Consider the following 14,706-nt stretch of genomic DNA (forward strand, 5'->3'; position numbering starts at 1 on the left):
TGTTCAGTCAAGCGCCCGGCCGGGCGGGACGAGCGCAAGCGCTGCGCCAAAACCGTCCTCGTCGAAATCGGGCGCGGCATTTTCGCTTTCGAGCGCCAGCTTTGCCGCCGCCATACCCTCGCGCGCCGCCTCGGCCAAGCCATATCCGCGCATCAGCGCGGCGATGGAGGCGCCGGCAAGGGCATCGCCCGCGCCGGTCACGTCGGCGATGCGGCTTTCGGGCGGTGCGACCTCGAACAGCCTGCCATTGTCGAGGCAAAGGGCAGGGTCGCCGCCCGCACTGATGATGCCCGCCCTCAGCCCCATATCCGCAAGTCTTTGTGCCGCCTGGCGCGGCCGGCTGTCCATGGGCAGCCCCGCCAGCGCGCATGCTTCGCGCCGGTTCATGAACAGGCAGGAGAGCGAACCGAGCACGGGCGCTAGGCGCAGCGCCTTGGCCGGCGAGATGGCGAGCGCAAAGAATGGCTTGCCGCGCGAAACCTCGGCCAGCAACTCGATGGCCTCCGCCGGCACATTGGCGTCGCAAAGCACCGCATCCGCCTCCGCCAGGCCATCGCGTATCTTGCGCCGGCGAAGCTGCCTTGCAAAGCCGATCTCATAAAGACCCATATCGGCAAGGCCGGTGATGAGATCGCCGCCTTCCGTGAGGATCGCCGTATAGCTCGGCGTCGCCCGGTCAAGGAAGATCGCCGAAAAATCCTCGATGCCCGCCTCCTCGATCGCCTCCGCTACCCTCTCGCCCGCCGCATCGCCGCCCCTCAGCGACATGAGCGAGACTGAAATTCCCCGCCGCACGGCGGTCCGTGCCGCATTGAAGGCGCCGCCGCCCACCTCCTCGCGCATGGTGCCGGGGTTGGATGCCTCCGGCACATGGGGCCCGCGCACCCGGCCGCGCCGGTCCATATGCGCGCCGCCCACCGCGAAGAGCCGCGCGCGCCTCACCCCCGCCTCCGATTCGCTGCAGCCTTGGCGCCGACGCGTTCATCGGCAATTCCCCGCCCGTCCGGCGAGATTTCCACGCCTGCGTGAAACGAAAAAAGAACATGGGTCGGATTAGGAAAGAAAAGCAGGAACTTATCTCCTCTTGCCAAATGAGAACAAAAGAGGTACATAGAAATATCGGGAAAGCGGACGGCGCGGCCTCCATTCGACCAAGGGGTGTTGTATCATGGCTCAGAATTCATTGCGGCTGGTAGAGGAAAACGGCGTGGACAAGTCGAAGGCATTGGATGCGGCGCTTTCGCAGATCGAGCGTGCCTTCGGCAAGGGCTCGATCATGCGGCTTGGCGCCAACGACAAGGTCGTCGAGATCGAGACGGTCCCCACCGGCTCCCTGGGCCTTGATATCGCGCTCGGCGTCGGCGGGCTGCCGCGCGGCCGCATCATCGAGATTTATGGGCCCGAAAGTTCCGGCAAGACCACGCTGGCGCTGCACACGGTCGCCGAGGCGCAGAAGAAGGGCGGCATCTGCGGCTTCATCGATGCGGAGCATGCGCTCGATCCCGTCTATGCGCGCAAGCTGGGCGTGGATCTCGAAAACCTTCTCATTTCCCAGCCCGATACGGGCGAGCAGGCGCTGGAGATCTGCGACACGCTTGTGCGTTCCGGTGCCATCGACGTGATCGTGGTCGATTCGGTCGCCGCGCTCACGCCGCGCGCGGAGATCGAGGGGGAGATGGGCGAATCCCTGCCGGGCATGCAGGCGCGGCTCATGAGCCAGGCGCTGCGCAAGCTCACCGCCTCCATCTCCCGCTCCAACACGATGGTGATCTTCATCAACCAGATCCGCATGAAGATCGGCGTCATGTTCGGCTCGCCGGAGACGACCACGGGCGGCAATGCGCTGAAATTCTACGCCTCGGTCCGGCTCGACATCCGCCGCATCGGTGCGGTCAAGGACCGCGAGGAGACGGTCGGTAACCAGACGCGCGTGAAGGTGGTGAAGAACAAGCTGGCCCCGCCCTTCAAGCAGGTCGAGTTCGACATCATGTATGGCGAGGGCGTCTCCAAGACCGGCGAGCTCGTCGATCTGGGCGTCAAGGCCGGCGTGGTGGAGAAGTCGGGCGCCTGGTTCTCCTACAATTCCCAGCGTCTCGGCCAGGGGCGGGAGAATGCGAAGCTGTTCCTGCGCGACAATCCGGAAGTGGCCCGCGAGATCGAGATGGCGCTGCGCCAGAATGCGGGCCTGATCGCCGAGCGGTTCCTGGACACCGACGACAAGGGCGACGGGCTGGACGACGCCGCCGAAGTTTGAGCCTTAGGTCTTCGGGCCGAGCCGGTTCGCGGGTCATCGCAATGGGCGCTGCCTATGGCAGCGCCTTTTTCTGTTTGACCAGGCACGGGGAAGCCATAGCCGCAGAGGCCGGCCATTTGCGGCTGGGGCAGAATCCCTCAATCCTCGTCATCCCGCCGGTGCCGCCGGCGCTTCTGCAAATCATCCAGGCTGGCGATTGGCGACGAGGCGGATGCCGGCGTTATCTCTCCCCTTGCGGGAGAGAAAGCGTTTTCCTGCAGTTGCCAGCGGTCTTGTCCCCGAGCAAGTGCTTGGAAAACGCGCTTCTGCAAGTCACCCGAGCTGGCGATCGGCGGAAAGGCCAATGCCGCCGATATCTCTCCCCTTGCGGGAGAGAAAGCGTTTTCCTGCGCTTGCGAGTGGGCTTGTCCCCGAGCAAGTGCTTGGAAAACGCAAGAGAGGGGTTCTTTCGAACCGATCCTTCACCCTCCGCCCGCCCGCCAAGCAGGGTGTGGATCAAATCGGCCCCGCCGCCTGGATGGGCAAAAATAATCTGCAGGAAAAACAATCGTCTGCATGATTTCTGCTTTTTTTCGCCTGGAAATTTATCCCCACCCCCTGCAGCCCTCTTACAATCCGTCCCATCGCTCTTGCGGGAACCGGATGCGCACCGGGTGTTCGGGAGAGCGGCGGCAACCTCCCCCTCCAGGGATCGGTACCTGGAGGCATGATGAGGGCCCGCGACAGGCCGGCGGTGCCGGGGTGCTGGGTGACAGACAGCACTTCGGAAAAACGGATGCTGGGTGAGAGACAGCATCGCGGAAACCGCGGAGAAGCCGCTAGGGTTTTTCCTTCGGCCCGGCAAAGACCACCCCCTCATCGGGTGCAGCCGGGACGGAGAAGAAGCCCGAGTGACCGGCCAATGTCGGGACAGCGGCCGGCGGGGCGCGTGAGACGCGCCACATTAACTAACAGAGAGGCACGGATCACGCGCCCCGCTTCCCACCTTCTTCAATGGCCAGACGGCGAATGCCGGGCGTGGCGGCGATAACGCACGCCTATTTCGGCGCGATCATCGGCGGCTCCATCGCTTCGCGCCGGGAATAGACATGGTCCACCAGCCCCCACTCCCGTGCATCCTCCGCGGTCATGAAGAAGTCGCGATCCAGCGTGCGTTCGACCTCTTCCTCGGTACGCCCGCAATGCTCGGCATAAAGCCGGATCATGCGCCGCTTCAGCCGGATCACATTTTGCGCGTGGCGCTCGATATCGGACGCCTGGCCCTGAAAGCCGCCCAGCGGCTGGTGCAGGATGATGCTGGCATTGGGAAGCGCGACGCGCAGGCCGCGCTCGCCGGCCATGAGCAGGAACGAGCCCATGGACGCCGCCGTGCCGAGGCAGAGCGTGGCGACCGGGCTCTTGATGAAGCGCATCGTGTCGTAGATGGCAAAGCCGCTGGACACCACGCCGCCCGGCGAGTTGATGTAGAAGGCGATCTCCTTCTTCGGATTCTCCGCTTCCAGATGCAGCATCTGGGCGCAGATCAGCGCCGCCGAGCCGTCATTCACCTCGCCGTTGAGGAAGATGATGCGCTCGCGCAGCAGCCTCGAAAATATGTCGAAGGCGCGTTCGCCGCGCGCCGATTGCTCGACCACCATGGGGACGAGATTCATCATGTCGCGCATGGCGCAACCTCCATCGGTTCGAAAAGGATATTGCTGTCTTCAGGCGGCCAGCATCAGCGGCCGCGTATTCGTGTTGGCGGGCGCCACGGCGCGCATGCGTGCCGAGGGCCCATGGGTCAGGCGGAACCGGGTGTGCCCGCCGGCGAGCCGCTCCAGCTCGATCGTGACCAGGGGCGGCGCGTCCGGGCTGTCGGGATCGTGCCAGGCATAGGAAAGCCGGCTATAGGGCTCCGCCTCGACGATGCGGTATGTGAGGCCCTGCGGATCGTCCCCGCCTTCCCCCGCCGGCCGGGCGCCGAGCCAGTCCGCAAGGAAGGCCTCCTCGGTCAGCGCCCGCCAGAGCTTTTCGGGGGAGGCCTCCATCTCGCATTCGACGACGATCTCGTCCGGGGCCGGGGGCGATTGCGTCATTGATCCATCTCCTTCAGCAGCGCCCTCAGTCTCTCCACTCGCGCTGGCCAGAAGGCGCGATAGCGGTGGAGCCAGTCGAAGACCGGCGCAAGCCCCTCGGGCGCCAGGCGGTAGCGCATCTCGCGGCCCTGCTTCTTCTCCGCGATCAGCCCGGCCCCGCGCAGGACGGCCACATGCTGCGAGACCGCTGGCTGGGAAATGCCAAGGCCTTCGCGCAGCTCGGTCGCGTTCTTCTCGCCCTCGATCAGGCGCTCCAGAACGGCCCGCCTGGTCGGATCGGCAAGGGCACGAAAGATATCCGACTCGTTCATGGGTACAGATAAGCACAGACTTATCTGTTGCACAAGTGGACTGCCGGCCGATTGCGCCAGTGCGCAAAAGCCGCAGTGACAGGCGGGGAAGCTGCTTGCCTGGCAGGAGCAACGCCCTACCATGTGTGCGTCTGCCCGAATCCGGCATGGGTGCCAGGCGTCCCGGCGCTCCTTTCAGAGAACCCGATGTCCTTTTTCCGCTTCCTGCGCGAGAATGCCCGCTGGCTTGCCGGCGGGTTCCTGCTCACCTTCTTCTCCTCCTTCGGCCAGACTTTCTTCATATCGGTCTCGGCCGGCAACATCCGCGAGGAATACGGCCTGTCGCACGGCGCCTTCGGCATGATTTACATGCTGGCGACGCTCGCCAGCGCCTTCACCCTGACGCGCTTCGGCCAGATCGTCGACCGCTATTCGCCGAAGACGGTCACGCTCATCATCGTGCCCATGCTGGCGCTTGCCTGCGTCTCCATGGCGCTGTCCCAATCGGTAATCCTGCTTTGCGTGACGATCTACCTCCTGCGCCTTTTCGGCCAGGGGATGATGACGCAGAACGCCTTCACGGCGATGGGCCGCTGGTTCTCCGCCCAGCGCGGGCGCGCCGTCTCCATCGTCACCCTCGGCCACAATGGCGGCGAGGCGGCGCTGCCGCTCATCTTCGTCGCCCTTGCGAGCCTCGTCGGTTGGCGTAATGGCTGGCTCATCTCGGCGGCATTCCTCTTGCTGGTCGCGCTGCCGGCGATCGCCTCCCTGATGGCCGTGGAGCGGAAAGCCCGGTCGACCGATCCTGCCGTCCGCATCACCACCGGCCGCGACTGGACGCGTGCCGAGGTGATCCGCGATCCGCTTTTCTACGTGCTGCTCCTGGGCGTGATGGCGCCGGGCTTCATCGGCACCACCATCGCCTTCCACCAAGTCTATCTGGTGGAACTGCGCGGCTGGACCCTGGAGGTCTTCGCCTCCGCCTTCACGGTCTCGGCGAGTATGACGGTGATTTTCGCGCTCATTTCCGGCCAGCTCATCGATCGCTTCTCGGCTGTCGCCATGCTGCCCGCCTTCCTGTTGCCGCTCGCCTTCGCCTGCTTCGTGCTCGCGGGCTTCGAGGGGCAGTGGAGCGTGTTCGTCTTCATGGGGCTGCTCGGCATGTCCAACGGATTCTCATCGACGCTTCTGGGCGCGCTCTGGCCGGAGATTTACGGCATCCGCCATCTCGGCGCCGTACGGGCGCTGATCGTGGCCATTCTCGTCTTCGCCACCGCCATGGGGCCGGGGCTCACCGGCTATCTCATCGATATCGGCATTTCCTATCCACTGCAGATCGCGGCCATGGGCCTCTACTGCGTGGGCGCAGCGTTCCTGATGCTCCTTGTCTCGCGCCGGCTCCATAGCCGCGCCTTGCAAACGCTGGGGGCGTCGGCTACCTCCGCGCCATGAGTGTCACCGTTCGCTTCGCGCCGTCCCCGACGGGACAGATCCACATCGGCAACGCGCGCACTGCGCTGTTCAATTGGCTTTTCGCGCTGAAGGCGGGCGGACGCTTCGTGCTGCGCTTCGACGACACCGATGTCGAGCGCTCGCGGCGGGACCATGCCGATCAGATCGAGGCCGATCTTGCCTGGCTCGGCATCACGCCGCAGGTCGTGGTACGTCAGTCGGAGCGGTCCGCCCTTTACGAGCGGGCTGTGGAGAGGCTGAAGGAAAAGGGCCTGCTTTATCCCTGCTACGAGACTGCTGAAGAGCTGGAGCTGCGCCGGAAAGTGCGGCTGTCGCGCCGCCTGCCGCCGGTCTATGGCCGCGAGGCGCTGAAACTTTCGGACGAGGAGAGGGCGGCGCTGGAAGCCGAGGGCAGGAAGCCGCATTGGCGCTTCTTGCTGCCCAATTTCAAAGCCGACCCGTTTTCTCCGACACGGACGGAGGTCCATTGGGACGATATCGTGCGGGGGCCGCAGACGGTCGATCTCTCCTCCATGTCCGACCCGGTGCTCGTGCGTGAGGACGGCAGCTTCCTCTACACGCTTCCCTCGGTGGTCGACGACATCGAGCTCGGCATCACCCATGTGATCCGCGGCGACGACCACGTGACGAATACGGGCGCGCAAATTGCGCTGTTCGAGGCATTGGGGGCGGAGGCGCCTGGCTTCGGTCATCACAATCTGCTCACCACGGCGACCGGCGAGGGGTTGTCAAAACGCACCGGGGCTTTGTCCATTGCGAGCCTCCGCGAAGCGGGCATTGAGCCGATGGCGATCGCTTCGCTCGCCGTGCTCATCGGCACGTCGGAATCGGTCGCCGCCTGCCGCAGCATGGATGAGCTCGCTGCCCGCTTCGATCCTGCCTCGAGCTCGAAATCCTCTGCAAAGTTCGACCCGGCGGAGCTTCAGGGGCTGAGCCGCAGCCTGCTGCACGAGATGCCATTCGAGAAGGCAAGGGAGCGGCTCGAAGAGCTCGGCGTTTCCGGGCCCAAGGCAGAGCCGTTCTGGAATGCCGTGCGCGGCAATCTGGACAAGATCGCTGATGCGGGTTTCTGGTGGCGCCTCGTCCATGAGGGGCCGGGAAAGGTGGACCTGCCCGAGGAAGACCGGGACTTTTTCGATGCGGCGCTGGAGCTGCTGCCGCCGAAGCCGTGGGACGGCGAGACCTGGCGCGTCTGGACGGATCGGGTGAAGGAAAAAACCGGGCGCAAGGGCAAGGCGCTCTTCAAGCCCTTGCGGCTGGCGCTCACCGGGAGGGAATCCGGCCCGGAACTGGCCGAGCTGTTGCCGCTCATCGAGCGCGAGAGCATCCTGGCCGGGCGGAGCTAGCGCCGCGCTACGCGGGCCGAGCGGAAGCGCTATTCGGCGGTCCGGTTCTGCAGCGCCTCTACCGCGGCCAGTGCCGTCATGTTGACCACGCCGCGCGAGGTGACCGACGGCGTGAGGATATGCGCGGGACGCGCGACGCCGAGGAGGATCGGCCCGACATGGAGCGCGTCGGTCATGGCCTTCACGGTGGTGAGAGTGATGTTGGCCGCGTCGAGATTGGGGAAGACGAGCAGGTTCGCCTCCCCCTTCAGCCCCGCATGGGGAAAGACGCGCTGGCGCAGCTCCTCGGACAGCGCGGCGTCGCCATGCATCTCGCCGTCCGCCACCAGATCGGGCGCGATGCGGTGCAGGATGCTGACGGCCTCGCGCATCTTCAGCGCGCTCGCCGAGTCGCGCGAGCCGAAATCAGAATGCGACAGCAGCGCCGCCTTGGGTTCGATGCCGAAGCGGCGGATCTCCTCCGCGGCCAGCAGCGTCATCTCGGCGATCTCTTCCGCCGAGGGGTCGAGCGTCACATAAGTGTCCGTGAAGAACATGACGCCCTGCTGCGTAATGAGAAGGGAAAGGGCTGACAGGTCGCGCACGCCCTCGCGCCGGCCGATGATGGCGTCGACATAGCGCAGGTGTCGCTCGAAGCGCCCCTCCAGGCCGCAGATCATGGCGTCCGCCTCGCCGCGCATCATGGAAAGCGCGGCGATTACCGTGGTGTTCGTCCGCACGAGCGTCCGGGCCACCTCGGTCGTTACGCCGCGACGGCCGGCGATGCGGATCAGGAGATCGACATAGTCGCGGTAGCGCGGGTCGTCCTCGGGATTGATGATCTCGAAATCCACGCCCGGCTTGATCTTCAGCCCGTAGCGCTTCAGCCGCACCTCCACCACATGCGGCCGGCCGATGAGGATGGGCTGCGCCAGCCCTTCCTCAAGCACCACCTGGGCGGCGCGCAGCACGCGCTCGTCCTCGCCGTCGGCATAGATGACGCGCTTTCGGCCCGCCTGCTTGGCTGCGGAAAAGACCGGCTTCATGACCAGGCCGGAGCGGAAGACGAAGCGGTTCAGCCGGTCGAGATAGGCGTCCATGTCCTCGATCGGCCGGGTGGCGGCGCCCGATTCCATCGCCGCTTTGGCGACGGCGGGGGCGATACGCAGGATGAGGCGCGGGTCGAAGGGCGAGGGGATCAGGAAGTCGGGACCGAAGACGGGCGTCTCCGCCGAATAGGCGCGCGCTGCCACATCCGAGGGCTCCTCGCGGGCGAGCGCTGCGATCGCCTGCACGGCGGCGCGCTTCATCTCCTCGTTGATCGCGGTGGCGCCGACATCGAGCGCCCCGCGGAAGATATAGGGGAAGCAGAGGACATTGTTGACCTGGTTCGGATAGTCCGAACGGCCGGTGCAGATCATGGCGTCGGGCCGCGCTTGGCGCGCCGCTTCCGGCATGATCTCGGGATTGGGATTGGCAAGCGCCAGGATGAGCGGGCGCTCTCCCATCTGCTTCAGCATCTCCGGCTTCAGCACGCCGCCGACGGAGAGGCCGAGGAAAATGTCGGCTCCGCCGATCACCTCAGACAGCTCGCGAGCATCCGTCTCCTTGAGGTAGGGCTCCTTCCAGCGGTCCATCTCCTCAACCCGGCCGCGAAAGGCGACGCCGTGGCGGTCCGTGATCCAGATGTTCTCCGTTCTGGCGCCGAGGGAGACGAGGAGGTTCAGACAGGCGAGCGCGGCCGCTCCCGCGCCTGACGTGACGATCTTTACTTCAGCTATATCCTTGCCGGCGAGTTCCAGCCCGTTGAGCACCGCGGCGGCGACGATGATCGCCGTGCCGTGCTGGTCGTCATGGAAGACGGGAATTTTCATGCGCGCCTTGAGGCGCTCTTCGACCTCGAAGCATTCCGGCGCCTTGATGTCCTCAAGATTGATGCCGCCGAAGGTGGGCTCCAGGGCGGCGACCGTTTCCACCATGCGCTCGACATCCGGCGCGTCGATCTCGATATCGAAGACATTGATGCCGGCGAACTTCTTGAAGAGGACGGCCTTGCCCTCCATCACCGGCTTGGAGGCGAGGGGGCCGATATTGCCGAGGCCGAGAACTGCCGAGCCGTTGGAGACCACGCCCACCAGATTGGCGCGCGAGGTGTAGTCGGCGGCGGTGGAGGGGTCCTCGTGGATGGCAAGACAGGGAGCGGCAACCCCGGGCGAATAGGCGAGGGCCAGGTCGCGCTGGTTGCCGAGCGGCTTTGTCGGCTGGATCTCCAGCTTTCCCGGCGTCGGATGGCGGTGGAAAAAGAGGGCGGCCTCGTCGATCTCGGAAAGGATTTTCTTCACGCAGTCACTCCCGCGATCTCGCCCTCCGCTCCCCGATTCACTGCCGCCCTACAAGGCGCTGGCGCTGCTCGCCGAGGCCGCTGATCCCCAGATGCATCTCGTCGCCAGCCTTGAGATAGACCGGCGGCTTCATGCCAAGCCCGACGCCCGGCGGCGTGCCGGTGGTGATCACGTCGCCGGGCTCCAGCACCATGAATTTCGACAGATAGGAGATGATGTGGGCGACGCTGAAGATCATGGTCTTGGTGCTGCCGGTTTGCCGGCGCTCGCCATTGACGTTCAGGAACATGTCGAGGTTCTGCGGATCCCGGATCTCGTCCGGCGTGACGATCCAGGGGCCGAGGGGACCGAAAGTCGGCGCGCTCTTGCCCTTGATCCACTGGCCGCCGCGCTCGGCCTGGTATTCGCGCTCGGAAACGTCGTTGCAGACGGCATAGCCGAAGACGCGCGAAAGAGCCTCGTCCTCCGAGACGTAGTCGCAGCGCTCGCCGATCACGACGGCAAGCTCCACCTCCCAGTCGGTCTTCTGCGAACCTTTTGGGATCATGACGTCGTCATTGGGACCGGAAAGGCAGCTCGGCGCCTTCGAGAAGACGACGGGCTCGCTCGGGATCGGCAGGTTCGATTCGGCCGCATGGTCGGCATAGTTGAGGCCGATGGCGATGAAATGGCCGGTGCGGGCGATCGGCGCGCCGATGCGCGCCACCTGCGGCACCACCGGCAGCGAGCCGAGATTCGCCGAGGCGAGAATGCGGATGAGCGCCGGCGAGATCGTCTCGGGCGTATAGTCGGGGACGAGCGAGGAGACGTCGCGGATGGTCCCGTCACTGTGGAGAATGGCGGGCTTTTCCGCCCCCTTGTTGCCAAACCGCAAGAGCTTCAAGATCTACCTCCTAGATGTGCTGTTTCCCCGCCGCCGGCGGGCATATCAAAAAGCGCTGGGAAAGAGGCCGCCATCGAGCAGCAGATTCTGGCCGGTGATGTAGCCCGCATGAGCCGAGCAGAGGAATGCGCAGGCGCGGCCGAACTCCTCGGGCGTGCCGAAGCGCCCGGCCGGGATTTCAGAGATTTGCCGTCTGGTCTCCTCCTCTTCCGAATGGCCGCCCCTCTCGGCGCCGTATCGGATGCCGGCGTGGAGCCGCTCGGTGTCCATCCTGCCGGGAAGCAGGTTGTTGATGGTCACGTTCCTGCCCGCCACCGTGCGCGCCACACCGGCCAGAAAGGCCGTGAGGCCGGCCCGTGCGCCGGAGGAGAGATCGAGGCCGGGAATCGGCATGCGGACGGAATAGGAGGTAATGTTGACGACACGGCCGAAGCCGCGCTCGGCCATGCCCGGCACGGTCGCCTGGATGAGCTCCAACGGCGTGATCATGTTCTGCGTCACGCCCTTGATCATGTCCTCGCGCGACAGTTCTCGGAAGTCGCGGCGCGGCGGGCCGGCATTGTTGTTGACCAGGATGTCCGGGGAAGGGCAGGCGTCAAGCAGCGCTTTCTGGCCTTCATGGGTGGACACGTCGGCGGCCACCTCGGTCACCGATACCCCGAAGCGGTCGCGGATCTCCTCGGCCGTCCGCCGTAGCGATTGCGGATCGCGGCCGTTCACGACCAGATTGCATCCCGCCTCCGCCAGGCCAATGGCACAGCCGCGGCCGAGCCCCCGGCTCGATGCGCAGACGATCGCGTTCCTGCCCCTGATGCCAAGATCCATGCCGACCCCCGGCTTCCATGACAAAGGATTCCGGCTGACCGTCTACTCCCGGGCTCCCCGCCTGGCAACCGTCACATGGCTGTGACATGAATCGGGGCATAGGGACCGCGACGCAAATGCCCGGACATCTTCCATGCTCGCGCCCGCACCCCGCCGTTTCCGCACGATCTTCCTTTCCGATATCCATCTCGGCTCCAAGCCGGCGAAAGCCGAGTTTCTGATCGACTTCCTGCGTCACCACGATGCCGATACGATCTATCTGGTGGGCGACATCGTCGACGGCTGGCGGCTGCGCCGCTCCTGGCACTGGCCGCAGGCGCACAACGACGTGGTGCAGAAGCTCCTGCGCAAGGCGCGCAAGGGCACCCGGATCTTCTACATCGCCGGAAACCACGACGAGTTTCTACGCCCGTTCCAGGGCGTTCATTTCGGCGGAATCGTCGTGAGTGACCGGGCCATCCACGAGGCGGCCGACGGCAGGCGCTTCCTCGTGCTCCACGGCGACCAGTTCGACGCCGTGGTCCACAATGCCCGCTGGCTCGCCTATTTCGGCGACAAGGCCTATGACGCGGCGATCGTCGTCAATCGCGTCGTGGCTGTCGTCCGCCGGCTCCTCGGCCGGCCCTATTGGTCGTTTTCGTCCTGGGCCAAGGTGAAGGTCAAGAAGGCCGTGAAATTCATCAGCTCATTCCAGAATGTGCTTGCCCAGGAAGCGCTGCGCTCGGGGGTCGATGGCGTAATCTGCGGCCATATCCACCATGCGGCCATGGAGGAAATCGACGGCATCCGCTACATGAACACGGGCGACTGGGTGGAGAGCTGCACCGCGCTCGTCGAGGATTTCGACGGAAATTTCGAGATCGTCACCTGGGCGAAGACCGCTCGCGTGACGGAGCCGGTCAAGCGGCCGCGGCTGCGCGCCGTGGAAGAAGAGATCGTCGAGGCGGCTTGAGGATCAGCCCCAGAGCTCCGGCTCCGGGGGCGAGACGAGCGAGCCGTCATAGGCAAGCGCCGGAATGCGGTCCCGGGCAAGCAGAAGCGGGCCATCGAGATCGACGAAATCAGCCTCCTGGGCGAGCAGGACCGCGGGCGCCATCGCCAGCGACGTGCCCACCATGCAGCCGACCATGATGGAAAAACCCAGTTCCCTGGCCCGGTCGCGCAGGATGAGCGCCTCGGTGAGCCCGCCGGTCTTGTCGAGCTTGATGTTCACGGCGTCGTAGAGACCGCGCAGCCGTTCGAGATCCGCCGAAGTGTGAAGGCTCTCGTCCGCGCAGACCGGCACCGGGCGGGAGGCCTCGGCAAGGATCGAATCCTTGCCGGCCGGCAGGGGCTGCTCCACCAGCATCACGCGGTTTTCCGCCGCCGCGCGGAGGTTCCGTTCCAGGTTCTCTTCCGTCCAGCCTTCATTGGCATCGACGATGAGCTTGCTGTTGGGCGCCGCCTCGGCGACCGCGCGCATGCGCGCGGCGTCGTCATCCCCGCCCACCTTGATCTTCAGCACCGGGCGCGGAGCGAATTCGCGTGCCTGGGCCGCCATCTCCTCCGGCGTTCCCAGCGAAATGGTCTGAGCCGTCACCAAGGGCCGCGGCGCCTCCCGGCAGATCATCCCGGCGACCCGCCTGCCTGCGCGCTTGGCTTCCAGATCCCACAGCGCGCAGTCGAGCGCATTGCGCGCAGCGCCCGCCGGCATGCTCAGCCGCAAGGTCTGGCGGTCCATCCCGTAGACGATGTCCTTCCGCATGGCCTCGATCGCTGCGGCGACGCTTGCGATCGACTCGCCGTACCGGCCGTAGGGCACGCATTCGCCGCGGCCGACTCCGGCGCCCTCCGAGATCGTGCATGTGACGACCTGAGCCTCGGTTTTGGCTCCGCGCGAAATGCGGAACACGCCGGCAATCGGAAAGCTCTCGATATCGACGGTCAGTCCGCGCGCCATGTTCACCTTCACCTGTGCGGCAGCGAGCTTGCCGAACTATGCATAGCTTTCGCCAGCAGGCCGTTTCCTTCCGGGCTTCTCCGCTTTAAGGATGTTCGCCATGGTGTTCAAGCTATCGACCCGGAGAGAGCCTGCAGCCGCGCCGCAAAGCGCGACGGCGCCGCGCGTCGAGGTGGAGGACAATGGCGGCGCGCTGACCTGCTACCTCGAGGGCGACTGGACCACCAGGACCGTGGCCCTGGTTGACGCTCCCATGCGCGATCTCCTCGGGCACACCGCTGAACGTATGACCATCGATCTTAGCCAGGTGCGGCAGCTCGACACGGCCGGAGCGTGGCTGGTGGCGCGCCTCGTCAGCGGCCAGAAGCGCCGCGGAACCGACGTCGAGGTGACCGGAAGGTCGGAAGCCGCCACCATCCTGCTCGCCGCCGTCGAGCCCATGGCCGAGGAGGGCGAGGTCCAGCCCCCACGGCGCAAGGGAAACTGGATCGCGAGCGTGCTGGCCGCCCTTGGCCGCGTGGTCTACGACATCCGCGACGACCTGCTCTACGGCCTGCACATACTCGGCGCCACGATCAGCGGCGCGCAGATGAAGCTCGGCCGCGGCTACTCGATAAACCCGGCGGCAATCGCGACCCAGATCGACCGGATGGGCGTGGGATCCATTCCCATCATCGTGCTGATGTCGGCCTTGGTCGGAGCCATCATCGCGCAGCAGGGCGCGTTCCAGCTGCGCTATTTCGGCGCCGAGCTCTATGTGGTCGACCTGGTCGGCATCCTGATCCTGCGCGAGCTCGGCGTGCTGATGACCGCGATCATGATCGCCGGCCGTTCGGGCAGCGCCATCACGGCCGAGATCGGCTCGATGAAGATGCGCGAGGAGGTGGACGCGCTCACCGTGATCGGCCTCAATCCGGTGGGCGTGCTGGTGTTCCCGCGGCTTGTCGCGCTCGTGATCGCCGTGCCCTGCCTGACGATCATCGCCAATTTCGCGGCGCTGGGCGGCGCGATGATGGTCGCCTGGCTTTATTCGGACATCTCGCCCTCGGCCTTCATCGTCCGGCTGCATGGTGCGATCGACCTCACCAGTATTTTCGCGGGGCTCATCAAGGCGCCGTTCATGGCCCTCATCGTCGGCATCATCGCGTCGGTAGAGGGCATGAAAGTGGGCGGCAGCGCCGAATCGCTCGGCATGCATGTCACCTCCTCGGTGGTGAAAGCGATCTTCATCGTCATCCTCATCGACGGTCTTTTCGCCATGTTCTACGCAGCAATAGATTTCTGATGACGACGGCCGGCG

The 14,706-nt window shown here is 65.5% G+C and carries 13 protein-coding genes; 5 read left to right on the forward strand and 8 right to left on the reverse strand.

Going from position 1 to position 14,706, the window contains the following annotated elements:
* Positions 1–3 precede the first annotated feature (3 nt).
* Positions 4–942, reverse strand: a complete 939-nt coding sequence (locus RIN79_RS09835; RefSeq protein WP_309084480.1) for a carbohydrate kinase family protein — start codon at positions 940–942, stop codon at positions 4–6.
* 226 nt (positions 943–1,168) lie between these two features.
* Here RIN79_RS09835 and recA point away from each other — a divergent pair, with 226 nt between their 5' ends.
* Entirely contained in the window at positions 1,169–2,254 is a 1,086-nt protein-coding gene (recA, locus tag RIN79_RS09840; RefSeq protein ID WP_309084481.1) for a recombinase RecA, read from the forward strand.
* A 1,037-nt stretch (positions 2,255–3,291) separates the two neighbouring features.
* Here recA and RIN79_RS09845 read toward each other — a convergent pair.
* From RIN79_RS09845 to RIN79_RS09855, 3 genes are read right to left on the reverse strand one after another with little or no spacing between them, the layout of a single operon-like run.
* Entirely contained in the window at positions 3,292–3,918 is a 627-nt protein-coding gene (locus RIN79_RS09845) for an ATP-dependent Clp protease proteolytic subunit (protein ID WP_309084482.1), read from the reverse strand.
* Positions 3,919–3,957: 39 nt separating this feature from the next.
* Positions 3,958–4,329 carry an SRPBCC domain-containing protein gene (locus tag RIN79_RS09850; protein WP_309084483.1) on the reverse strand — a complete coding sequence of 124 codons (372 nt, stop codon included), beginning with the start codon at positions 4,327–4,329 and terminating at the stop codon, positions 3,958–3,960.
* Positions 4,326–4,640, reverse strand: a complete 315-nt coding sequence (locus RIN79_RS09855; RefSeq protein ID WP_309084484.1) for a metalloregulator ArsR/SmtB family transcription factor — start codon at positions 4,638–4,640, stop codon at positions 4,326–4,328. The genes RIN79_RS09850 and RIN79_RS09855 overlap by 4 nt, the downstream gene beginning before the upstream one ends.
* Positions 4,641–4,826: 186 nt before the next feature.
* On the opposite strand from RIN79_RS09855, the gene RIN79_RS09860 reads away from it, so the two are divergent.
* Together RIN79_RS09860 and gltX are read left to right on the forward strand one after the other, a co-directional pair.
* Positions 4,827–6,071: an MFS transporter gene (locus RIN79_RS09860; protein WP_309084485.1), complete on the forward strand. Its 1,245-nt coding sequence runs from the start codon at positions 4,827–4,829 to the stop codon at positions 6,069–6,071.
* The gene (gene gltX, locus RIN79_RS09865; protein ID WP_309084486.1) at positions 6,068–7,438 is read left to right on the forward strand and encodes a glutamate--tRNA ligase; all 1,371 of its coding nucleotides are present in this window, start codon (positions 6,068–6,070) and stop codon (positions 7,436–7,438) included. The genes RIN79_RS09860 and gltX overlap by 4 nt, the downstream gene beginning before the upstream one ends.
* Positions 7,439–7,467: 29 nt before the next feature.
* Here gltX and RIN79_RS09870 read toward each other — a convergent pair whose 3' ends face one another.
* The 3 genes from RIN79_RS09870 to RIN79_RS09880 are packed head-to-tail and all read right to left on the reverse strand — an operon-like array spanning position 7,468 to position 11,467.
* Entirely contained in the window at positions 7,468–9,759 is a 2,292-nt protein-coding gene (locus tag RIN79_RS09870) for an NADP-dependent malic enzyme (protein ID WP_309084487.1), read from the reverse strand.
* Between the two features lie 37 nt (positions 9,760–9,796).
* Positions 9,797–10,642 carry a fumarylacetoacetate hydrolase family protein gene (locus RIN79_RS09875; RefSeq protein WP_309084488.1) on the reverse strand — a complete coding sequence of 282 codons (846 nt, stop codon included), beginning with the start codon at positions 10,640–10,642 and terminating at the stop codon, positions 9,797–9,799.
* Between the two features lie 45 nt (positions 10,643–10,687).
* Positions 10,688–11,467, reverse strand: coding sequence for an SDR family oxidoreductase (locus tag RIN79_RS09880; RefSeq protein ID WP_309084489.1), 780 nt, complete (start codon positions 11,465–11,467; stop codon positions 10,688–10,690).
* A 133-nt stretch (positions 11,468–11,600) separates the two neighbouring features.
* Here RIN79_RS09880 and RIN79_RS09885 point away from each other — a divergent pair, with 133 nt between their 5' ends.
* The gene (locus RIN79_RS09885; protein ID WP_309084490.1) at positions 11,601–12,419 is read left to right on the forward strand and encodes a UDP-2,3-diacylglucosamine diphosphatase; all 819 of its coding nucleotides are present in this window, start codon (positions 11,601–11,603) and stop codon (positions 12,417–12,419) included.
* Positions 12,420–12,422: 3 nt separating this feature from the next.
* Here RIN79_RS09885 and dgcA read toward each other — a convergent pair whose 3' ends face one another.
* Positions 12,423–13,406: an N-acetyl-D-Glu racemase DgcA gene (gene dgcA / locus RIN79_RS09890; protein WP_309084491.1), complete on the reverse strand. Its 984-nt coding sequence runs from the start codon at positions 13,404–13,406 to the stop codon at positions 12,423–12,425.
* A 100-nt stretch (positions 13,407–13,506) separates the two neighbouring features.
* Here dgcA and RIN79_RS09895 point away from each other — a divergent pair, with 100 nt between their 5' ends.
* Positions 13,507–14,691 (forward strand): ABC transporter permease, encoded by a 1,185-nt coding sequence (locus tag RIN79_RS09895; protein ID WP_309084492.1) that lies wholly within the window; start codon positions 13,507–13,509, stop codon positions 14,689–14,691.
* The last annotated feature ends 15 nt before the right edge of the window (positions 14,692–14,706 follow it).

The organism is Chelativorans sp. (genome assembly GCF_031180965.1).
Classification (GTDB): domain Bacteria; phylum Pseudomonadota; class Alphaproteobacteria; order Rhizobiales; family Rhizobiaceae; genus Chelativorans.